Below are 21,297 nucleotides of genomic sequence, written 5' to 3' on the forward strand. Positions count from 1 at the left end.
TCCGCGACGGGGAGAGATGGGGTCCGTCGCGGAGCACGCGCCCGTCAGGTACCGCCGGAGAGGGATGAGGGCCCGTGGCGGCGGTACGGCTCTCGCGGGTCGTCTAGCGCGCCGACGGGCGGCGCTGGACGATCACGCGGCGAAGATCGGAGGCCCGCGGAACGTCCGCGGGGTGCGGGCCAGCAGTGACCGGACGCCGTCGGGGCGTGTGGGCCGCCAGCGCCTGGCCGGTGCCCGGCGGGCACGAGGCCGCTCGCGGCGGGCGAGGATGCGCTCCTCCCCCACGTACCGGCCGGCGGACAGCAGCGCGAGGATCGCCAGCACCGGCAGCGCGAACAGCGCAGCCGTCACGCTCACCGCCAGCAGGGCGACGAGCAGGGCTCCAAGGACGATGTGCGCACGGCGGGACCGCATGACCTTTCACAGCCTTAGCGCACTTCCAGCGACCCCGTCAAGCACGAATTTCCCCGCTGAGCAGGGAAAACGGCACGCCGCGACCAGCCGCCCGCGCCGCTCGTCGAAATCGCCCGGATGTCAGGCGCGAACGGGCGGCGGACGCATCGCCAGCGCCGCCGCGAGGTCGCGGCCGACGGGCCGCCGGACCAGCGCGAGACGCGGCCGCCGGGCGGAGCTCGCCCGTCGTGCCGTGCGCGCGACGAACCGCGCGCGCAGCCGGTCGATCAGCGCTTCACCGGGGCGGACGCCCACGGTGAGCAGCGTGAGCAGCGCGACGGCCGGCGCGAACGCCAGCATCAGCCCAGGGTCGGCCAGCCCGGTGAGGGCGAACAGCAGCACGAGCGCGGCGAAGGCCACGATGGTGCCGCGCGGCATGACCACAGCGCGCTGCATGAGAACGGAGGGAGTAATACCGGTTCGGGCGCCGCTGCGCAATCAGCGGCGCCGCGCTACGGCAGGATGTCGAGGAGGCGGGCTTCGTAGCGCCCGTTGGCCTCCTCGATCTCACCCTCGACGTGCAGCCGCGCCGGCCCGTCGTCCGTCCACAGCTCGAGGAAGAACGCCCAGCCCGGAGCCTCGGCGTCCTCGGACTTCGTGATCGCCTCGACGCGGTAGATCTCGCGCGGCGGAAGGACCAGCGCCTCCGGGACGTCCTCCTCCAGCCGCCGGCGCAGGTCGTCCTCCTCGAGCAGCTCGCCGGACAGCTCGCGCAGCTCCTCGTAGTCGCCGTCGACGACGTACTCGACCAGGTCCTCGAGCACCTTCTGCATGCCCTCCGGCAGCGGCTCGAGCGCGGGCGGAAGCGACTCCAACCTCGGCAGCACGTAGTCCGGCGTCAGCCTCAGCCGGTTGTAGAAGTAGTCCTCGCACGCGGCGCGCGCCTGGCGGCGGATGCCCTTGGTGATCCCGGCCGCGCCGAGCGCGAAGAAGCCCGCGTCGATCGCGTCCTCGAGCGTCTCGTGGCGGCGTGTCAGCTGCGCCGTGACCACGCGCCCGTGCTCGGTCTCCGTCGCCACCGAGGCTCCGTCCAGGAGCATCGAGGGCGTCTCGTGGCGGTCGTAGCCGGGAACGGCCCGGACCGCGCTGTGCATGACGATCAAGTGATCTCCCACACACGAGCATCCTACGAACGCCGCACGCGCCGGATCACTCGCTACTCTGGTCTACGTCAGCTAGCGAAGGCAACCCGAGGGCGAGACCTCTTTTAGACGTCCCCTTTCCAGCGAAAGCCGCCTGATCTGCTGATGGCCGAGAGTCCACCTACGGGTGGGCTTTCCGCGTTTAAGGGGTCCGGGTAATCCCTGAGACGTCTCGGGGCAAGTCCCAATGGACGCGGCGGCCCCGAAGGACGACGATGGATGCATAACGATGCACCTGTCTCGCCCCCTCATCGCCCGCCCCCATCCGCTTCGGCTCCCGCGCGTGGGCGCGGGTGCCGTCGCCGCGCTCCGCGCCGTCGCCGTGCCCGGCTCCGTCCCCGGCGGTGCGCCCGCCCTGCACGCTCGCGTCGCCCAGGAGCGCCTCGCCGCCCACGGCTACCTGCCCGCCGAGGCGGTCACCGGTCGCTACGACCGCCGCACGCTCGACGCCATCGCTCGCTTCCAGGCCGCCTTCCTGCTCCCGGTCGACGGCCAGCTCGACGCCCGCACGGCGGACGCGCTGCTCAGCGACGTGAGCTGAGTAGCGTGAATGGGCAATGCGCGTGATCACCGGAACTGCTCGAGGCACGAAGCTGCGCCCGCCGTCGTCGGACGGCACGCGGCCGATCAGCGACCGTGGCAAGGAGGCGCTGTTCAGCATCCTCGGCCAGCGGATCCCGGCGAGCCGCTTCCTCGACCTGTTCGCCGGCACGGGCGGCGTCGGGATCGAGGCGCTCAGCCGCGGTGCCCTGAGCGCGACCTTCGTGGAGAACGGCGACGTCGCGCTGCGCGACCTGCGCTGGAACCTCGAGCGCACCCGCCTGGACGACGCCGCGGTCGTCCTCGGCCAGGACGTCTTCCACTACCTCAAGCGACCGCCCGCCGACCCGTTCGACGTGATCTTCGTCGCGCCGCCGCAGTGGAAGGAGCTGTGGGAGCCGACGGTGCAGCTGATCGACGCCGCTCCGGCTTGGCTGGCCGAGGACGGGGTCGTGGTGGTGCAGACCGACCCGAAGGAGATCCACGACCTCGAGCTCGAGCACCTGGAGCGGCGGGACGTGCGCCGCTACGGCGGGGTCGCCTTCGCCTTCTACACCTCTAGTTGAGGGTGAGCTCTGACATCGCGACCACGCAGCGGTCGCGTCCGCCGCGCTTGGCGGTGTAGAGCGCGTCGTCGGCGCGGCGCATCGTCGCGTCGGCCGGTTCGCGGCCGTCCCAGACGGCGATGCCGGCGGACACGGTCTGATGGAACGGCGTCGCCTCGCGCAGGCGCTCGATCACGGCCTCGGCGTCACGGGCGCCGAGCAGCACGGCGAACTCCTCGCCGCCCACGCGCGCGACGCGGCCGTCGTCCCCGAGCGCGACGGTCCACACGGCGGCAGCCTCCGCGAGCAGCGCGTCGCCACCGGCGTGGCCGTGCGAGTCGTTGTAGGTCTTGAAGTGGTCCAGGTCGAGCATCGCGATCGCGAACGGCTCGTCGCGCGCGACGCCGTCGGCGAGCCACTCCGTCCAGGCGCGGCGGTTCGCGAGCCCGGTGAGCATGTCCGTGCTCGCGACCCGGTCGAGCTCGGCGAGCAGGTGGTCGCTCTCGCGCGCGAGCCGCTGCAGCTCGAGGCGCTGCTCCTCGCTGCGCGCGGCGTCGGCGCGGATGCGCTGCACGAGCCGCTGGATCGTGAGCCCCAGGACCGTGCCGACGACCGCGGTCACGGCGCCCTGGCGCATGCCCGCCAGCGGGTAGCCGGCGCCGCCGATCAGCAGCGGCGGGACGACGAAGAAGACGAGCACCGCGCCCAGCACGAGGATCAGGTGCGAGCGCCGGTGGTAGAGCGCGCACCAGACGACCGGCAGCAGCGTCAGCACGCTGATGCCGGCGGCGGCGCCGCCCGCCGCGTCACGCAAGAGCGCGACCGCGACGAGGAAGCCCAGCACCGGTACGACGCTCAACGTCCCCCAGAGCCGGCGCCACGGGAGGAGGTACACGGCCGCCACGCAGAGGGCGGTGAGCGCGACCGCGGCGGTGTACTCCGGCCAGCGCACCTCGGTCCCGATCGGGACGAGCGCGAAGGCGATCGCGGCCGCCGCGGCGAACGGCGCGCAGCGGCGCGCGAGCTCACGTCGGGAGGCGGCCGGGATCATGCGCCCGTTCTCGGCACGCGCGCCGTCGGACTTGAATCTGGTGCTCAACGCAACTTGATCGTCCGCGTCGCAGGACGATGGCTGCGGCCGACGGCGGCTCGCGACCGGCGCCGCACCAGCACCACCGCGCCGGCGAGCACGACGAGCACGGCGAGGACCAGCAGCCACGGCATGGCGATCGCGTGGCCGGTGCGCTTGACCGGCGGAAGCGGTGCGACCGAGCCGGCCGCGTCGGTCACGAGCGGGAGCAGCTCCACGATCGCCGACAGCCGGCCCGCGGGCGTGACGCCCGGCACGCGCGCCGTGCCCTTCCAGGTCCGGCCCGGTAGGAGCGCGGGCGTGTCGGGCAGCCGCCCGGAGCGCGTCGCCCAGCGGCCGAACGGTCCGGAGACCGAGACGGTCGGCTGCGCGGACAGGACGGCGTTGCCGGTGTTGCGGACGACGTAGGCCACGACGGCGTCGCCGCCGGAGTAGTCCACCTGGACGTCCTCGACGGCCAGGCTCGGCGTCAGCGGCCCGCCGACGCGCAGCCGCACCGGCACGGTGGCTTCGCTCCCGCCGCCGGTGGCGACGATGCCGCCCAGGCGGTCGCCGGGGTGGGCGTCCCGGGGCAGCGCCAGCGTGAACGGCACGTCGGCGGTGTCGCCGGCCGCGACGGTCACGGTCGTGCGGGACAGCGTGATGCCGTCGCTCGCGCGGAGGGTGAGCGCCAACGGCGCCGTGCCGTTGTTGAACACCGCGACGGCGTCGACCTGGGACCCGCCGGGGTTGAGCGTGTAGCGGAAGTCCTGCCGGCCGGAGCCGAAGCTCGTCTCGGCCGGGGCGACCGTCCAGTCCGCTGCCGCGGCCGGACGGGCGAAGAGCCCGACCAGCCCCAACGTGAGCAGCAGAACACCGACGAAGGGGCTGATCGGGCGCAACGTCATGCTCCTACGGGTTCGTCGTCGACAGCGTGAACGTCAGCGACCGGGTGTAGGCGCCGGTGCGCAGGGCATCGCTCGCCTTGATGACCTGCTTGAAGTTCACGTCGACCTTGTCGTTGGCGACCGGAGCGGTCCACGCCGACTTGGAGAACGTGACCTGGAGCGGCTCCGGGAGGGAGAACGCGCCGTTGGTGAGGTGCCCCGGGTCGGAGACCGTGAGGGCGGCGTCGCCGGCCGTGGAGATCACGGTGGCCTCGGTCTTGGCGGTGTACTCGCCGTCGACACCGGGCGTGAAGGCGCCGAACGACGGCGCCGCGCCCAGCGTCAGCGACAGCGTGGCCGGGACCGAGCCGCCGACCTGGCCGTCCGTGTTCGCCTCGGCAGCGTGGATGGTGACCTTGTCGACGATCGAGCCGACCGGCTGCGCCGGCGTGGCCCCACTGTCCGGGCCGCACCAGGACTCCTGGCCGAGCTCGACGGCCGCGTTCGGCGCCGCGCACGTGCCCGAGCGGACGTTCTCCACCACGAGCTTGTCGTTGCGCACCTGGACCTTGACGTAGGTGCGGACGTGCTCCTGGTTCTCGACCGAGTTCGCGTAGTGGCTCTTCGGATTCAGCGGGTCCGGCCCGAACTCGCCCGCGACGGGCTTGGTCAGGTCGTAGTACTTCGAGCCCGAGGCCGAGTTGCCGGTGACGTAGATCACGCCGCCGGGACCCGTGACCACCGAGGCCGCGCCGGGCTGCTCGGCCGCGTTGGCCTTCTGGCCGTTCTTGAGCGCGTAGGAGCGCGAGTAGCTGTGGTCGTGACCGGCCAGGACCAGGTCGACGCCCAGGTTCGAGAACGCCGTCGGGAAGTCCAGGCGGCGCTGCTTGTTGTCGCCGTCGTTGGCGTGCGACGCCGGCGAGTAGATCGCGTGGTGGAACACGAGGACCGTGTAGCGGGCCTCGCCACCGTGGGCGTTGACCGTGTCCGTGACGTACTTGACGTGCGCCGGGTCCGAGCCGTTGGCGTAGGCGTTCGAGTTCAGGTGGATGAACAGGACGTCCTTGTAGACGTACCAGTAGTCGCCACCGGAGCGGGTGTTCGCGTCGCCGTTGTAGAACGCGGCGGAGCGGTCGGTGTTCGGCGTCCAGAAGTGCTGGTCGTAGGCCTTGCCACCGACGTCGTGGTTGCCGATCGTGGCCGCCCACGGGTACTGGCGCAGCACGTCGGACTTCAGGAACGCGTCCCACTGGGACTCGGTGTTGGCGGTCTCGACCTGGTCGCCGCCCGAGACGAGCAGCTCGGCGTCCGGGTTCGCGGCCGTGGACACCTTCAGGGTGTCCTCCCAGCCGGCGCCGTCCTTGCCGACGTTCCCGGAGGAGCCGATCTGCGGGTCGCCGTAGAACAGGAAGTCGAAGCCGCCGCCGAACGTCTGCGTCTTGAACGTGTACGTGGCCGACCAGGCGCCCTCGGAGCCGACCCGGTAGGAGTACGCGGTGTTCTCCTGCAGGCCGCTGAGGACCGCGTGGCCGTTGAAGCCGCCGTTGACCGTGTTGGCCGTGATGGTGGCGGTGAACGTGGTGGCGCCGGCCGGGAACTCACCGCCTGAGAGCGTCGAGGTCGGGGCGACCTGCACCGACTGCGCGGTGTTGGCGGACGTGTACCAGGACACGACGCGCTGGTTGGCCTGGGCGCCGACGCCGAGCACGATGCTCGAGGTCGTGGCCGGAGCCTGGGCGCCGGCCATCGTGATCGAACCGATGCCCAGTGCTGCGGTGGCGGTGATGGCTGCGAGTCCGGCAGCCATCGCCCGCGGTTTGAAGCTGTGTGTCACCGACGTTCTCCTTCGTCAGTTTGAGTGCGACATAGACCGCGTCGCAGCTTTCACCAGCGAAGCGTCGGTGGGTGTGAACAACCCGGTTCCTGTCAATGAGTTGAATATGAGTGAGTCGTTCACACGCCGGCAACACGTTGCACGAACCACAGCAGACCCATCGCGCACACACCCGTGGCGATCGCCCCGGTGGCCGACAGCCCCGCCAACGGCACCCGTCGGCGCAACAGCAGCAGCGCCGGGAACACGGCCAGGATGATCGCGATCTGCACGCTCTCGATGCCGAGGTTGAACACCAGCAGCGAGGACAGCAGGGACCACGAGAACGCGCGGTCCAGACCCAGCGCCGACGCGAACCCGAGGCCGTGCACCAGCCCGAAGACGAACACCAGCGCCAGCCGCTGCCAGTCCAGGCCTTCCGCGCCGTCGTCCGGGCGCCAGAGCCGGTAGAGCGTCATCCCGGCGACGACCGAGATCGACAGCGCGATCACCGGCTCGATCACCGACGCGGGCGCGCTGACGACGCCGAGCGCAGCGAGGATGAACGTCACCGAGTGCGCGACCGTGAACGTCGTGGCGACGGCGATGATGTCGCGCAGCCGGCGCGAGCCGGCGATCAGCGCGAGCAGGAACAGGATGTGGTCGATGCCCGTGTAGAGGTGCTCGGCACCGAGCCGGAAGAACGCCCAGTACTGCTCCAGACGGCTCTGCTCCGTGGAGAACGAGGGGTGCGCGGCGTCCAGGCTGGCGGTGCCCGACTGCACGTCGAGGTCCTCGTAGGTGACGATCGTGTGCGTGCTGCGCACGTACTGCTCGCTGCCGGGGAACAGCTTGCTGGTGAGCTCGTGCGCCCCGGCGCCCGCCGGGCACGCGAAGTCCAGCGCCAGGCGCGCGTAGGGCACGCCGTCGCGCTGCTCGATCTCCACCCCGCCGTCACGGCTGGGCCGGCAGCGGGTGCCGTCGGCGCTGACGCCGAAGCGGCCGGTCACGTACGCGACGACCGTGTCGATGTGCTCGTCGAGCGCGGCCGCCTGGGCCTTCGGGTCGCCGCCGTCGAACGCGGCGGTGCCGTCCTCGAAGAGCGGGTCGTCGTGCTCGACGTCGGCGGCGGAGACGACCAGCAGGTCGTACTCGAGGGCCAGCTCGGTGCGCACGTGGTCGCGCGCTCCCTGCGTGGCGTCGACGTACACGACGGAGGTGAACCCGTGCGCGAACGCAGATGATGAGAAAATGAGAAACGCGCCCAGCGTGAGCGCGATTGTGAGAGCTCTATGTGAGAAGTGTTTGACCATGGCGTCACCGAGTCGGGGCGACGCATCGTCTCTGTCACACACCGGCCTACCTGTGAAGGGTGTGTGAACGACTCACTCACTCACTACGACGAGCCGCCAGGCTCTGCCGTGTGAGATCGCGCTCTGTGCTCGCCCTCGTGCTGACCGCCGCGCTCGTCGGCGGCTGCGGCGCGGCCGACGACTGGTCGCGGCCGCACGAGGCGCCGACCGCCGTCGGCGCGCTCGGCGCCGGGTTCGTCGACCCGGACGCGCCACCGGCGCCGGAGGCGACGATCACGCCGCGTCCCGGCTCGTGGAGCGCCGTCCACCCGTCACCGGGCTACCGCGTCGTGCTGCTCACGACCGGCGAGGACGCCCCGACCCGGACGCTCGAGGCGGCCGTCACCCGCTGGGCCGCGGACGAGGACGTGTCGTTGAAGACCGTCACCGCGTCCGAGCCGAGCGACTACATCGCGTCGACCGTGCGGGCCATGCGGCTCGCGCCGGACCTGATCGTCGTGGCCGGCAACGGCCTCGTCGATCCATTGGCCCTGGTCAGCGCCAACCACCTCGACCAGCAGTTCCTGGTCCTGGGAGCCGAGGTGGCCGAGCCGACGTTCAACGTCACCGCCGCGAACTGGACGGGCGCCGCCTTCCGTGGCGAGGGCCTCGCGATGCGTGATGCCTACGATCCCGCGTCGTTCACGCCGCGGCGCGCGGGCGAGGCGCTCCGCGCCGGCGTCGCGGCGGTGCTGCACGGGATCACCGGCATCGTGGTCCGCCTGGCGTAGCGGTAGGCTCGCGCGCCGTGGTGTACGAGATGCGGGTCGACCAGCTGTTCCTGCGCCTGGACGGGCGCGTCTTCGAGGTGCTGTCGGCCGAGTCCGACTACCAGCACCGCGTCCATGTCGACGTGGTCGGCTTCGCCGTCAAGGGGCCGGATCGCAAGGGCACCTACAAGGTGCGGATCGGGATCCTCGACGGCGAGGAGCTCAAGCTGGGCGCCACGCGCACCCAGGTCGAGCTCGACGCGGCGCAGTTCGAGCGCTTCGAACGGCTCGTCGCGGCGGCCAAGGCCGCGCGCGACGCCGGTCCGGACCCGTGGTGAGCTAGCTACTTCGTCGCGGCGTCGATCTGCTCCTGGACGCTGTCCTGGATGGCCTCGGCGTCGGCGCCGGCCTGCTTGGTGGCCGCGTCGATCTGCTCCTCGACGCTGTCCTGGATCTCCTCGGCGTCGGTGCCGGACTGCTCGATCGCGGCGTCGACGTCGGCGCCGGCCTGCTTGGTGGCCTGGTCGATCGAGTCCGTGATGTCCTTCTGCGCGTCCTTCTGGTACTCGAGCGACTGGCGGGTGATCTCCTTTGCAGTCTCGTTCGCGTCGTTGGAGGCGTTGTTGACGACGACGAGCGTGCCGATGCCGAGGACGGCGCTGACGGCGAGAGCGAGGAAGCCACGGATGATCATGGGAGGGGGTCCTTTGTGCGGTTCGTTTGGGGAGGTCGTTGCTGCGAGAGGAAGACTCGCGTTTTCGCCCCCGCCGCATCGTCGCGTCAGCCGGTGAATGCGCGGCGACGAACCGCCATGGGGATTCGTGCAGACCGCCGTAACGTGGCCAGCGGCGATCCGGACCTCCCGACGAGGATGCCGACGAGCACGAGCGCGATGCCGACCGCCTGACGCCAGCTGAGCAACTCGCCGGCCAGCAGCGTGCCGAGCAGGACGCCGGTCACCGGGTTCAGCAGCCCGACCAGGCCGACCGTCGACGCCGGCAGGTGGCGCAGCCCGCCGAACCACGCGACGTACGCGACCGCCGTGGCGATCACGGTGACGTAGGTGAACCCGAGCGCCGCCTGCGCGTCGAGCGCGGGCGGGGCGCCTTCGACGAGCGCGGCGGGCACGAGCAGCAGCAGACCGCCGGCGACGAGCTGCCAGGACGTGGACGCGAGCAGCTCCACCTCCCCGCTCCAGCGCTTGGCGAGCACGTAGCCGGTCGCGGACATCAGCATCGCGGTGACGGACGCCGCGACGCCGAGCGCGTCGACCGCTCCACCCCCGCCCAGCAGCATGGTGGCGACCCCGGCGATGCCGATCGCCGCGCCCGCGAGCGGGACCAGCCGTGGCCGCTCGGCCACGATCGCCCACGCCATCAGCATCAGGGCCACCGGCGACGCGGCCATGATCGTCGACGCGATGCTGGTCGGCAGCCGCTGCGCCGCGAGGTAGATGAGCGCGAAGAACGCGCCGACGTTCATCGCCCCCAGCAGCGCCGAGCGCCACCACCAGGCCCCACGCGGCACGCTGCGAGCGATGAGCAACAGCAGCAGGCCGGCGGGCAGCGCGCGGATCGCGGCACCCCACAGCGCGGCGTCCGCCGGCAGGAACTCGCGCGTCACGTAGTAGTTCGAGCCCCACGCGACGGGTGCGATCGCCGTGATCATCGTCCACCGCCAAGTTGCTTCCATGGAAGCTAGTTTAGCTTCCTCGGAAGGTAAACGCAAGCGGGCCCGCCCTGCAAGGACGGGCCCGCTCGTGGCTCACGGCGTCGTCGTGGACAGCGTGAAGGTCAGCGTTCGCGTGTACGCGCCGGTGCGCAGCGCGTCGGTCGCCTTGATCAGCTGCTTGAAGGCGACGTCGACGCGGTCGTTGGACACCGGCGCCGACCACGCGCTCTTCGAGAGCGAGACGCGCAGCGGCTCCGGCAGCGAGAACGCGCCGTTGGCGAGGTGGCCGGGATCGGAGACCGTCAGCGCCGCGTCGCCCGCCGTGGAGATGACGTTCGCGGTCGTGGTGGTCGCGTACTCCTGCTCGACGCCCGGCGTGAAGGTGCCGAACGTCGCCGGCGTGCCGAGCGTGAGCGACAGCGTCGCCGCCACCTCACCGCCGGCCGCTCCCGGGACGTCGACGCCGTACGGCGCGCAGCCGCCGGTCGCGTCGTAGAAGCCGCCGCCGGCCAGCCCAGGCCCGGTGATCTGCGGCTTGTTGCCGGCCGCCGGAGAGCCCGTGTACGGCGTGTCCCACCACTGCTTGAAGAACTCCTCGAGCTTGTTGTGGCAGGCCGGGGACTGGTTCGGCAGGTACTTGTGGAACTCGGCCTTCAGCGGGGCCTCCTCCATCGAGCCGCCGCGGTAGGCGACCTGGATGTGCCGGAGCGCGGCGTTGTAGTTCTCTCTGCCGAGGATCGCCCGCAGCGCCAGGTACGACGTGCCGGGGCGCGTGTAGGCGTTCGACGTGCCGTTCATGGACGCCGACGTCGGGTTGCTCGGCGCGGTGTTCCAGAACGTGGTGGAGGTGCTGTTGTAGTTCTGGTTGAAGCGGGCCACGAGGCTCGCCTCGAACGCGGCGTCACCGGCCGTGGTGCCCTGGCCGCCGGCGGCGTTGGCCGCCGCCAGAGCGGTCTGGTAGTACTCGGCCGTCGTCGCCTGGCCTTCCTTGAACCACATCAGCTTGGGCGCGCCCTCGGCCACGTTGTCGCCCCACCACTGGTGCATGTTCTCGTGGGCGAACGTGTTGACGTTCGTGCCCTGCGCGCCGCCGATGGTGCCGCCGACGAAGACGATCTTCGTCTGCATCTCCTCCTCGAAGCTCGCGCTCGGGAGGGCGACGACGATGCCGTTGGCGTTGAACGGGAACGGCCCCGTGATCGACTCCTGGAAGTGCGTGATGCTCTCCTGCTGGTCCATCGCGACGCGGTTGAGCGCCTTGCGCGCGGGCGTGATGTTCGCGTCCTGCGCCTCGAAGTAGACGACGTCGTTCGCGCCGTCACGGAACGTGTAGTCGAAGTTGCCGACGCTGTTCTCGACCAGGTAGTTGGCGATCGGCTCGCTGGACTTCCAGTGGTAGCTCGTCGAGCCGGCGGGGAAGTTCGCGCTCGGGGCGTCGTCGCCGGAGCTCACCAGCCGTCCCGGCCCGATCGCGAGCTTGCCCTTGGTGACCGTGTCGTAGATGTCGTACGTCGGCTTGACCGACGGGTGGTTGTTGAGCGGCATCCACGCCTCGGTGCCGGTCGGCTCGGAGGTGACCATCGCGCCCTCGCTGCCGGCCGTGCTGTTGCGGAACCAGCCTTCGGTGCCGGTCGGCGACGGGCGCACGCCCGGGCGGCCCGTGTAGTTGACCGTGACCGTGAAGTCGGTGCCGGTCGGGATCGGCGCGCTGGGCGTGATCACGAGCTTGGTCTCACCGCAGGGCAGGTTCTGGTTGGCGGCCTGGGTGTTGATCGGCGGGCACGCGGGCGGGTTCGGGTTGGCCGCGTTGATCGGCGTGACGAGGCCCGTGCGATGCGCCAGCGGGTCCGGGTCGTCCTGCCCGTTGGGGTCGCCCGGGTAGGTCGGCTGCTTGAACGTGAAGGTCGCCGGCTGCCCGTTGACCGTCACCGACTGCACCGTGAAGTCCGGGCCGGGCACGGTCGTCGACGTGATCGTGTTGTGCCGGTCGAAGTCGAGGCTGAAGTCCGCCAGGCACTGCGTCGAGCGCTGCAGGAGGTCGACGTGCGTGCCGGGCAGGAACAGGTTCGTGAGCGCGTCGTAGTTGATGAAGACGTCGCTGTGGAGGCTCGCGTAGCCGCCGTTGCCGATGTCCGGGTACACGCGATCGCCGGGCTTGGCGAGCGTGCGCGCGCCCGAGGTGCAGTCCTCGGCCGCGGCCGCGACCGCGCCGGTCCGCTTGGCGGGGAGCCGGACGGCCGAGCCGCGCACCGGCGTTCCCCCGTGGACGCGGATGTCGCGCTCCGAGGTCGCGCAGCCGAGCCCGTGGGCATCGGTCGACGACGGCGTGCACGCCGCCAGGTAGTAGTTGCCGCGGCTGAGCCCGTCCGGCAGCCGCACCGCCACCGCGTACGGCGTCGTCGCGCCCGCGGGCACCGTCACGGACGTCCGGCCGACGAACAGCGCCTTCGCGCCGGTGCGCTGCACGCGCACGGTGACCGGCGCGATGACCGTCCGCGCCGTCCGGTTGACCACTTCGCCGCGCACGGTGCCGGCCCGTGCGCCGGAGGCCAGCGAGCTGACCGAGCCCACCGACACGCCGGGCGCCGACGCGAACGCCGGACCGGCCGTCACCGCGAAGGCAAGCAGCGCGACGCCGCCGGCGCGCGCCCTGAATCGAGACATGGATAGATCCCTCCGTAGACCCACTCGCGCGCTGGCGCGCGAGCAAACGGCGAGACCGTGGCAGCCCCAGATGAGACCGCGGCGAGTCTCTCATGTTTCTGGATCGGCTTTGTCCAGTTTCGCTGCCGGCCAGCCGTGAGCCTCGAAGAACGGCATCCGCGCCAGATCAGGATCGGCCTGCTCGGCTGCGAGCAACGCGATGCCGACGCTGCCCTTGTAGAGGCTGTCCACTCGCCCTTCGGACTCGGCCGGCGTGATCTGCGCGGCGGCGCGGCTCGCGAGCACCCGGGCGCGGTGCAGCCAGGCCGCGTCCCCGGTGTGGCGATGCAGCGCCAGCAGCGCGTACGCCCGGCCGCCGCGGCCGCAGCACAGCTGGCCGATCTGGTCATCGGCCTCCCACGCGTTCCATGCCGCGCCGTGCGCAAGCGCGCCGAACCGCGGGTCGCGGTACACCTGGTCGGCGAGGGCCCACAGGTAGACGTGCCCGGCGCTGCCGTTGCACCAACCGGTCATGTGCTCACGCCCGCCCGCGACGACCGGCCAGCGACAGCCGCGCCGGTGCGGCTCGGCGAGCTGCGCGAGCTCCTCGAGGCGCCCGGGCAGCGTGTCCGGCGGGGCGCTCCGCGTCACCGCGGTCCAGCGCAGCGTCGCGTAGAGGATGCCGGCCCAGCCGTGCGCGATGCCGAGGTAGCGCAGCTCGGGCGCGCTGCTCACGGACGCGTACGCGTCGAGCTCGGCCCAGATCCCGGTCAGCGTCTGATCGCCCAGCGCGATGAGCGCCGGCATGTCCGGCCCGAGCGCCTCCAGCAGCTGCGCGCAGGCGAGCAGCGTGCTCGCGCGGCCGAGCGTGAGGTCGAGGTTCGCGCACGGGGCGACCGAGGCGTCGATGAACCCCTGGACGGCGGCGAGGGCGCCGTACGCGTCGCCACGCGCGTGCGCGACCAACGCCGCGACGCACCACGCGCCGGCCGCCGTGTGCAGCGCGGAGATCGGTCCGACGGTCCCGGCCGTGAGCTCGATCTCGTCGCTCGTCCAGGCGTCGTCGTCGCCGCGGTGCGCGAGCGCGCGCGTGCACCACACGTCGGCCAACGCCAGGAGCTCGGGCTCCGCCCGCAGCCCGGCCAGCCGGTAGAGCGCGTAGGCGATGCCGGCGGCCCCGTAGTTGACGGAGCTGGTCGGCGCGACCGGCAGTCCGGTCGGGAAGAACGGGCCGTCGGGGCCGACGCGCGCGAGCACGGCGTCCACCAGCGCGTGCGCGTGCCCGAGCTCGACCGGACGAGCCACGGCCGGGTGCGCCGTGCGGACCACCCCGTCCAGCGCTCGCGCCAGCGCCGCCACGTCGGGCAGCCGGTCCTCCGGCCGCTTGGCGAGGCAGGTGGCGAGCACCGCCTCCAGCTCCGGCCAGGGCGCGACACCCGCCGCCGTGAACGGCTGCGGTGGGTCCTCGGCGATCTGGCGCAGCAGCTCGCCCTGCTCAAGGGCGAACTCGTGCGGGTGCGCACCGGTGGCGAGCACATACAGGAGGGTCGCGAGCGCGTGCTGCTCGCCGGCGAAGCTCGACGGCGGCGCATGCTGCCCGCCCCGGACCGCCGAGGCGTACTCGGGCTCGAAGTAGAACGGGATGCCGGCACGCGGCGCGAGCGCGAGCAGCGGGTCCGCGCTGTCCGGAAGCCGCGCGACGCCGAAGTCGAGCAGACGCACGGCGCCGTCCGGCCCGACCAGCAGGTTGTCCGGATGCACGTCCGAGTGCAGGGCGCCGCGCGCGTGCAAGCGCACGTACGCGTCCGTGATCGCGCAGCACAGCCCCGCCAGCTCCGCGCGCGCGTCCTCGCGCCGCAGCTCGTCCGCCGCGACCCGCGCGGGCACCCCGACGATCCACTCGAGCACCAGGTACGGGCGCCCGCCCTCCTCCCCCGCCGCGAGCAGGCGCGGCGCGGGGTCGCCGGCGAGGTGCTCGAGCAGCGCCGCCTCGCGCGCGGCGAGCCGGGCGACGTGCGGGCGGCCGGCGGCGACGAACAGCTTCAGCGCCGCGACGGTGCCGTCGTCGCCGCGCACCTGGTGCAACTCGGTGTCCTCGAGCACCTGGATCGGGGCGACGACCTCCCACCCGGCGAACCGGTCGCCGGGCATGAGGCTGAGGCCGATCGCCGCCTCGCGGCCCGAGTCGGCGGCGACGAGCACGCCGGAGTCGATCAGCCGCTGCAGCATCGGGTACGCGTCCTCGAGCGTGCGCGCCGGATCCTCCCCGCGCTGCTGGCTGAACGCGATCACCGCGTCGACGATCCGCGCGGGCGAGCGGAAGCGCTCGAGCAGGTCCGCGGACGGCTCGTCGACGACGCGGGAGCCGCTGCGCGCGCCGGGACGGGTGACGAGGAACTCGTCGTCGGGCGCGTCGAGCGCGCGCCGCAGCTCGGGCGACAGCTCCACGACCGGCACGATGGTCACGTCAGGCGGGACCACGAACACGTCGGTGATCGTCCCGGTGCTCATGCCTGCCTCCAGATCGCCTGGGTCGGTGCCCACGTGGCCGGGTCCACGCCCTCGAGGCGGATCCGCTCGAGGGCGTACCGCCACGGCTCACCGCCCGCTCCTGCGCGTGCGCTGAGCACCGCCGCGGCGAGCCGTACGCACAGCCACAGCCGCCAGCTCTCGTGCCCCTGCAGCCCGGTCGTCTGCGCGTGCGCGGGCGGGTCCGTGCCCCACGACAGCAGGCCCGCGGGGTCGATCTCGGCGGTGAACGGCACGCCGTGCGCGGGAACGCCGTCGAGGCGCTCCCGTAGGCGCTCACCCGCGACGGCGAGCCGCTCGAACCGGTCGAAGTAGGCGACCAGCTTGTCCGGGCGCAGCACGCCGTCGACGTCCGCGCCGACCTTGAACGCGGCGGCGCGCGTCTCGGCGAGCACGTCGACGACATCCGGCAGCACGTCGACGAGCACGTCGGGTTGCGGGCTGACGTACAGCTTGAAGGTGCCATCGCCGTGGTCGTGCTCCGGCGGTGCGCCCCACGACAGCCACGGCGACTCGTTGTCGGTGGTCCTCGTCGCCGTCCAGCGTCGCCCGATCGTGCGCGTCAACGGCATTCCGGCGGCGACGCCGAGCTGCTCGGCCAGCGCCGCCCGCGTGGGCAGCCGTCGCCGCCACAGCGGGGTGAGCGGCAACCGGTTGTAGCTGTACAGGCGCCCGGCCAGCACGGTCGTGTCGTCCAGCTCGAGCCGTTGGCCGTAGTGGAGCGCGGCGACCGACAGCGCGGCGATCCGCCCGTCTCCGTTCGCCGGCTCCGGCGGCGGCGCCAGCAGCGCCAGCGCCTCCGCGCCGGCGACGAAGCGTCCGCCGGCATCGATCTCCAGCACCCCGTCGAGCACGAGCCGCGTGACGGTCGGACGCAGGTCCGCGCCGAGCAGCGAGTGCACGTACCGGGGCAGCCGGCCGGGAGTGCGCAGCGTGAGGTACAGCAGCGCCGTGTCCCGGTCGATCGCCTTCGGATGCCGCCCCGGGCCGGGCGTCCGCGGGAGCAGGACCCCGTACAGGTCGGGGTCCTCCTCCGCCAGGCCGAGGGCAGCCCGCTGATCGGCCCCGAGCCGGTCCACCAGGATCAGCTCGAACGCGTCGTTGGCGCGGAAGTCCGACGCCGCGATCCTGTCGAGCACCGAGTCGATCAGCGCCTCCGCCTAGCCGTCCTGGAGCTTCTTCTTGCGCTCGGCGAGCTCCGCCAGCGCCTCGTTGAGCTGGCCCTCGAGCGCCTCGATCGCCTCCACGCTCTGCGGCGCCATCTGCTCCTTGAGCGCCTCCTCCTGCACCTCGACCTCCTTGAGCGCTTGCTGCAGCTGCGCCTTCAGCGCGGCGAGCCCTTCGGGTCCCTCCAGCGGATCGATGATCGAGCCGCGGCACGCGATCGTGCCGGGGCAGATCGTGCCGCCGAGGCACCCCGAGCCGGCCGGGCAGTGCGAGCCGAGGTCGCAGATCGAGCCGATCTTGCAGATGGTGTTGCCGGGGCAGATCGTGCCGCCCGCGCACAAGGTCACGCCCGCGCACAGCGACTCACCCGCGCACGAGACGAGCTGCGAGCAGCCGTCGCAGAACGTCGGCGACCCGCACAGCGTGCCGCCGGCGCAGGAGATCGCCACCGAGCAGCCGCCGCAGTGCGTCGGCGAGAGGCACAGGGAGTGCCCCGCGCACGAGACGGCGATCGAGCACGCCCCACAGGCGGTCGGCGCCGCGCACAGCGTGGGGCTCGCGCACAGCGTGCCACCCGGGCACAAGGATGGTGTGCCGCAGTTGCTCCCTGCGGGGCACAGCGAGGGTGTCCTGCAGAGCGTGCCCACCGGGCACGGCGCAGCGACTCCTCCTACCGCCTGGACATCGGGAACGACGTTGATGACCAGGTCCCGGACACGGAAAGCCATAAGCCCACTCTCCCTTCGCGGTGACGCGGTTGTCGCTCGACCCTACAGGCGTTCACCGATCGGTAGGGATTTCTTTTTCATACTCCGGAATCCGGGCTGACCGTGCCCCGCCACCGACCGACGGCGGCGGGGCGGCCGGATCAGCGTCGCGCGGTCTTGGCCCTGGCCTTCTGCCTCGTCTTGATCTTGCGCTTGGCGGACGGCTTGCGCTTCGCCTGTGGCTTGGCCTTCACCGGCGGCTTGCCCACGGCCGGAGCGGGCGGCGCGAACGCGGGCGCCTGGACCGGCAGCGCCGCCGCCGGCGCTTCGGGCGCCGCCGCGACCGTGGTCGTCTTCGGCGCCGCGGTGCCCGTGCGGCGAACGGTCACGGCCGCCGCGCCGTAGGTCGGGACGTAGCCGCCGGTGACCGCGCCGAACGTGCCGGCGACCGCGCCGGTGATCACCGGCACGTCGCCGTTGACGGCGGCCGGCGCGACGACGTCCAGCCGCCCGCCGAGTTGCGCCGCGCCGGTCACGGCGATGCGCCCGGAGGACGCCGCGGTGAGCGTCGGGCGCAGCACCGCGCCCGCCGACTGGGTGAAGCCGCCCGCGTTGAGCGTCGAGCCGGCGCCGAGCGCGAGCACGCCCTGGTTGGCGAACGTGCCGGCCGCGGTCAGCGAGCGGCCGCCGGCCAGCTCGAGCGTGCCGCCCGCGGCGTTGCGGACGAACCCGGTCAGCGCGTCGCGGGCGACCACGCCGGTCCCGGTGAGCTCGGTGAACAGCACCTGCGATCCGGCGTTGAGCACCAGCCGCGCCGCGTTGGCCTTCAGCGCGCCCGGGAGCACCAGGCCCGCGCCGTTGCCGACGAGGTAGGTGCCGCCCGCGAGCGTGCCCTCGCCGCCGAACAGCGGGCCGCTCCAGTTGAGCAGCTCGGGCAGCTCGAGGCGGCCGTCGAGGATCTCGACGGTGCCGTCGTTGTCGATCGTCGCCTCGGCCACGGCGCTGCCGGTGCCGCTCTTGCGCAGCGTGCCCGTGTTGTGGATGAGCCCCGCCTCGCCGTAGCCGAATCGGTAGGCGGAGTCGTCGAGCTTGGCGGTGCCGTCGAGCACGAGCGTGCCCGTGTTGCGGACCGCGGAGCCGCGCTCCATCCACACGGTCGCGTCGTCGATCGTCAGCGTGCCCGCGTTGCGCAGCTCGCGGTCCTCGTCGAGCCGGACGTCGTCGGTGATCGCCGCCGTCGCGCCCGCCGCCAGCACCGTCGCGCCCGGTCCGGTCTGGTCACCGTCGGACCAGGCGAACGAGCCGGTGACGGTCAGCGCGCCCGTGCCGGTGACGCTGCCGCCGGTCTGCCTGAGCGTCGCGACCGTGACGGGCCGCAGCACGCGCAGCTCACCGCCGGCGACCTCGGTGGTGCCGGTCAGCGTCGCGCCGGCGTCGACGACGAGGACGCCGTCGCCGAGCGTGATGTCCTTGAACGCGCCGGTGTGCGTGACGGCCTCGTCGCTCTCGAGCTCGAGCGGGCCGTTGATCGTGCCGTCGTTGTCGACGACGAGCCGCAGGTGCGACGCGCTCGTCCCGCCGGTCTTCTCGATCGTGCCCGTGTTGAGCAGGGTCGCGTCACCGTGGATGCCGGACGAGGTGCCGCACTTGTCGTCGTTGGGCGTGTCGAGCTCGATCCGGCCCGCGTTGGTGATGCGGGTGTCCTCGAAGGTGCCGAGGTCCGCGCCCTTCTCCAGCCGCAGCAGGCCCTGGTTGACCAGCACGCGGCCGTCGTCCATCGACGCCGAGCCACAGCCGAAGCTGGTCAGCGGCGTGATCACGATCCGCCCCGTGGGCGTGACGGTCGTGGTGCCCGGCCCGTTCTGGCGGCCGCCGTCCCACGTGATCCGGCCACTGACGTTGAGGTTGCCGGTCAGCGCGCCCGCGCGGTGGATCACGGTGCCCGCGATCGTCAGCGTGTCGCCGGGCCGGACCGACAGCGCGTCGGCGATCTCCACCGTGCCCGGCAGCTGCACCGCCCCGGTGAACGTGCGCTCGCCGACGAACACGACGCGGTTGGCGGCGTCGGCGCCGGTGAACGTGCCCGTGTCGGGCTCACCGGTGCCCACTTCGAGGCGCAGCTCGCCGACCTTGCCGTCGACCGTGCCGACGTTGTGCAGCGGCGCGCCGATCGTCGAGCTCGTGCCCGCGGTCTTGGTCAGCGTGCCGAGGTTCTCGATCCGCTCGGCGGGGGCCTCGAAGTCGTCGAACACCATCGACGTGCCGCGCGCGTCGATCACGCCGCGGTTCTCGAGCACGCGCCCGCCCGTCAGCGACGAGAAGCCGTTGAGGATCAGCGTCGCGCCGGCCGCGACCTTCGTGGTCGCGGGGCCGGCCATCTTGCCGTCCGTCCACTCGAGCGTGCCGGTGATGTCGGCCGCGGCGGCGAGCGTCCCGCCCTCCAGCCGCGCCGTGACGATCCCGACGGCACCGTTGACCGTGGCGCCGCTGATGACCGTGCTCGCGGTCAGCTTGGCGCCCGCGCCGAGCTCGAACGTCCCGCTCTTGAGCGTCGCGCCGGCGAACTCGCCGGTCGAGACGTCCTTGCCGCCACCGCCGAGCGCGATGTCCTTCACCAGGCCGTCGTTGTCGACGGCGGCGGTGGTGCCGTTGGCGCCGGTGCCAGTGCGCTTGAAGGTGCCGCCGACGTGGATCGACGCGCCTCCGGAGCCGTTGATGGTGCGCGCGTCCCCCGCCATGTCGAGCGTCCCGACGACGTCGAGCACGCGGCCCGCCGCCAGCGACGTGTTCGCGCTGTGCGTGAGCGTGCCGGTGATCCGGGTCGTGCCCGCGCCGGTCATCGTGCCGCCCGACCACGCGAAAGCGCCGCCGAAGACGAACGTGCCGGTGCCGCCGAGCGTGCCCGCCGACATCGTCGTCGCGCCGCTGCCGGTGACGGTGCCGGTCGCGTTGACCGTGCCGCCGTCGAGCGCCGCGTCGGTGAGCTTGGCCCCGCTGGAGAGCTCGAACGTCCCGGAGTGCAGGTGCGCGCCGGCGAACTCGCCCGTCGAGCCGCTGCCGCCGCCCTCGAGCTCCACGTTCTCGATCCGGCCGTCGTTCTCGACCGCCGGGTACAGCTCGACCGGGCCCGTCGGCGCAGTGCGCTTGATCGTGCCGGTGTTCTTGATCAGCGGCGTGCCGGAGCGGTTGATGTAGCGGCCGTCCCCGGCGAGGGCGAGCGTGCCCTCGATCGCGAGCGTGCGCGTGTCGGCGAGCGACGTGTTCGCCGTGTGCGTCATGGTCGACGTCACGCGCGTGGTGCCCGTGCCGCCCATCGAGCCGCCCGACCAGGTGAACGGGCCGTTCACGTGCAGCGTGCCGGCGCCGCCGACCGTGCCGGTGGTCATCGCGCCCGACGCCGTCACGGTGCCGGTCACGTTGACCGTGCCGCCGTCGAGGGTCGTGCTCGCGAGCGCGGCGCCGTCGCCGAGCTCGAACGTGCCCGAGTGCAGGTTGACGCCGTCGAATGCGCCGGTGGAGCCGCTGCCGCCGCCCTCGAGCTCGACGTTCTGGATCAGGCCGTCGTTCTCGACCGCCGCGTAGATCTCGACGATGCCCGTCGGGGCGGTGCGCTTGATCGTGCCCGTGTTGCGTACCAGCGGGGTGCCGTTGCGGTTGATGTACTTGCCCGCGCCGGCCAGCTCGAGCGTGCCCTCGATCGCCAGCACGCGGGTGCTTTCGAGCGTCGTGTTCTGGGTGTGTGTGAGCGTGCCGGTGACGCGGGTCGTGCCCGAGCCGCCCATCGAGCCGCCCGACCACGTGCCCGAGCCCATCGTCAGCGTGCCGGAGCCCAGCAGCGTGCCGCCGAGGTCCAGCCGCGCCACGCTCGCCGTCGTGTCGAGCGTGACCTGCTTGCCGCTCGGGACGATGGCCGTGTCGCCGGCCCCGGGCACGCTGCCGCCCGACCAGCTCGCCGCGGTCGTCCAGGCGCCGCCGTTGGGCCCGGTGTAGGTGATGTCGGCCGCCTGGGCCGTGCCGCCGAGCGCTGCGAAGGCAGCGAACGTGGCGAGTGCGATCCGTCGCTTCATCG

18 protein-coding genes are annotated in these 21,297 nt (G+C 72.5%); 4 read left to right on the plus strand and 14 right to left on the minus strand.

The window, feature by feature from the left end; genetic code table 11:
* Positions 1-132: 132 nt before the first annotated feature.
* From C8N24_RS00985 to C8N24_RS00995, 3 genes are all read right to left on the minus strand, one after another.
* A complete protein-coding gene (locus C8N24_RS00985; RefSeq protein WP_121246927.1) occupies positions 133-414 on the minus strand; it encodes a hypothetical protein in 282 nt (93 codons plus the stop codon).
* A 120-nt stretch (positions 415-534) separates the two neighbouring features.
* Positions 535-849, minus strand: a complete 315-nt coding sequence (locus tag C8N24_RS00990) for a hypothetical protein (RefSeq protein WP_147447535.1) — start codon at positions 847-849, stop codon at positions 535-537.
* Positions 850-905: 56 nt separating this feature from the next.
* Positions 906-1,568 carry a DUF7668 domain-containing protein gene (locus C8N24_RS00995; protein WP_147447536.1) on the minus strand — a complete coding sequence of 221 codons (663 nt, stop codon included), beginning with the start codon at positions 1,566-1,568 and terminating at the stop codon, positions 906-908.
* Between the two features lie 310 nt (positions 1,569-1,878).
* On the opposite strand from C8N24_RS00995, the gene C8N24_RS01000 reads away from it, so the two are divergent.
* Together C8N24_RS01000 and rsmD are read left to right on the plus strand one after the other, a co-directional pair.
* Positions 1,879-2,136, plus strand: coding sequence for a peptidoglycan-binding domain-containing protein (locus C8N24_RS01000; protein WP_170178760.1), 258 nt, complete (start codon positions 1,879-1,881; stop codon positions 2,134-2,136).
* A 16-nt stretch (positions 2,137-2,152) separates the two neighbouring features.
* Positions 2,153-2,701: a 16S rRNA (guanine(966)-N(2))-methyltransferase RsmD gene (gene rsmD, locus C8N24_RS01005; protein ID WP_121246938.1), complete on the plus strand. Its 549-nt coding sequence runs from the start codon at positions 2,153-2,155 to the stop codon at positions 2,699-2,701.
* Here rsmD and C8N24_RS01010 read toward each other — a convergent pair.
* The 4 genes from C8N24_RS01010 to C8N24_RS01025 all read right to left on the minus strand — a co-directional run bounded on the left by C8N24_RS01010 (position 2,694) and on the right by C8N24_RS01025 (position 7,762).
* A complete protein-coding gene (locus C8N24_RS01010; RefSeq protein WP_121246941.1) occupies positions 2,694-3,779 on the minus strand; it encodes a GGDEF domain-containing protein in 1,086 nt (361 codons plus the stop codon). The two genes, rsmD and C8N24_RS01010, sit on opposite strands and share 8 nt — an antisense overlap.
* On the minus strand, positions 3,776-4,657 hold the full coding sequence (locus C8N24_RS01015) for a COG1470 family protein (protein WP_170178761.1): 882 nt from the start codon (positions 4,655-4,657) through the stop codon (positions 3,776-3,778). Before C8N24_RS01015 ends, C8N24_RS01010 begins: the two co-directional genes overlap by 4 nt.
* Positions 4,658-4,661: 4 nt before the next feature.
* Positions 4,662-6,443 carry a purple acid phosphatase family protein gene (locus C8N24_RS01020; protein WP_121246944.1) on the minus strand — a complete coding sequence of 594 codons (1,782 nt, stop codon included), beginning with the start codon at positions 6,441-6,443 and terminating at the stop codon, positions 4,662-4,664.
* A 146-nt stretch (positions 6,444-6,589) separates the two neighbouring features.
* The gene (locus C8N24_RS01025) at positions 6,590-7,762 is read right to left on the minus strand and encodes a HupE/UreJ family protein (RefSeq protein ID WP_121246946.1); all 1,173 of its coding nucleotides are present in this window, start codon (positions 7,760-7,762) and stop codon (positions 6,590-6,592) included.
* 110 nt (positions 7,763-7,872) lie between these two features.
* Here C8N24_RS01025 and C8N24_RS01030 point away from each other — a divergent pair, with 110 nt between their 5' ends.
* Together C8N24_RS01030 and C8N24_RS01035 are read left to right on the plus strand one after the other, a co-directional pair.
* Entirely contained in the window at positions 7,873-8,532 is a 660-nt protein-coding gene (locus C8N24_RS01030) for a type 1 periplasmic-binding domain-containing protein (protein ID WP_121246949.1), read from the plus strand.
* Between the two features lie 17 nt (positions 8,533-8,549).
* Complete coding sequence (locus tag C8N24_RS01035; RefSeq protein WP_121246952.1) at positions 8,550-8,849, plus strand: hypothetical protein; 300 nt, start codon at positions 8,550-8,552, stop codon at positions 8,847-8,849.
* Between the two features lie 5 nt (positions 8,850-8,854).
* On the opposite strand, the gene C8N24_RS01040 is transcribed toward C8N24_RS01035, so the two are convergent.
* The 7 genes from C8N24_RS01040 to C8N24_RS01070 form a co-directional block, all read right to left on the minus strand.
* Positions 8,855-9,205 (minus strand): hypothetical protein, encoded by a 351-nt coding sequence (locus C8N24_RS01040; protein WP_121246954.1) that lies wholly within the window; start codon positions 9,203-9,205, stop codon positions 8,855-8,857.
* 86 nt (positions 9,206-9,291) lie between these two features.
* Positions 9,292-10,203 (minus strand): DMT family transporter, encoded by a 912-nt coding sequence (locus C8N24_RS01045; RefSeq protein ID WP_121246957.1) that lies wholly within the window; start codon positions 10,201-10,203, stop codon positions 9,292-9,294.
* A gap of 72 nt (positions 10,204-10,275) precedes the next feature.
* Positions 10,276-12,846 (minus strand): M1 family aminopeptidase, encoded by a 2,571-nt coding sequence (locus C8N24_RS01050; RefSeq protein ID WP_121246960.1) that lies wholly within the window; start codon positions 12,844-12,846, stop codon positions 10,276-10,278.
* 90 nt (positions 12,847-12,936) lie between these two features.
* Positions 12,937-15,336 (minus strand): lanthionine synthetase LanC family protein, encoded by a 2,400-nt coding sequence (locus C8N24_RS01055; RefSeq protein ID WP_121246964.1) that lies wholly within the window; start codon positions 15,334-15,336, stop codon positions 12,937-12,939.
* The gene (locus C8N24_RS01060; RefSeq protein ID WP_121246967.1) at positions 15,333-16,493 is read right to left on the minus strand and encodes a hypothetical protein; all 1,161 of its coding nucleotides are present in this window, start codon (positions 16,491-16,493) and stop codon (positions 15,333-15,335) included. The genes C8N24_RS01055 and C8N24_RS01060 overlap by 4 nt, the downstream gene beginning before the upstream one ends.
* A 21-nt stretch (positions 16,494-16,514) precedes the next feature.
* Positions 16,515-17,105, minus strand: coding sequence for a hypothetical protein (locus C8N24_RS01065; RefSeq protein WP_147447537.1), 591 nt, complete (start codon positions 17,103-17,105; stop codon positions 16,515-16,517).
* Between the two features lie 284 nt (positions 17,106-17,389).
* On the minus strand, positions 17,390-21,295 hold the full coding sequence (locus C8N24_RS01070) for a beta strand repeat-containing protein (RefSeq protein WP_121246973.1): 3,906 nt from the start codon (positions 21,293-21,295) through the stop codon (positions 17,390-17,392).
* Positions 21,296-21,297 lie beyond the last annotated feature (2 nt).

Source organism: Solirubrobacter pauli, from assembly GCF_003633755.1.
In the GTDB taxonomy this organism is placed as follows: Bacteria; Actinomycetota; Thermoleophilia; order Solirubrobacterales; family Solirubrobacteraceae; genus Solirubrobacter; species Solirubrobacter pauli.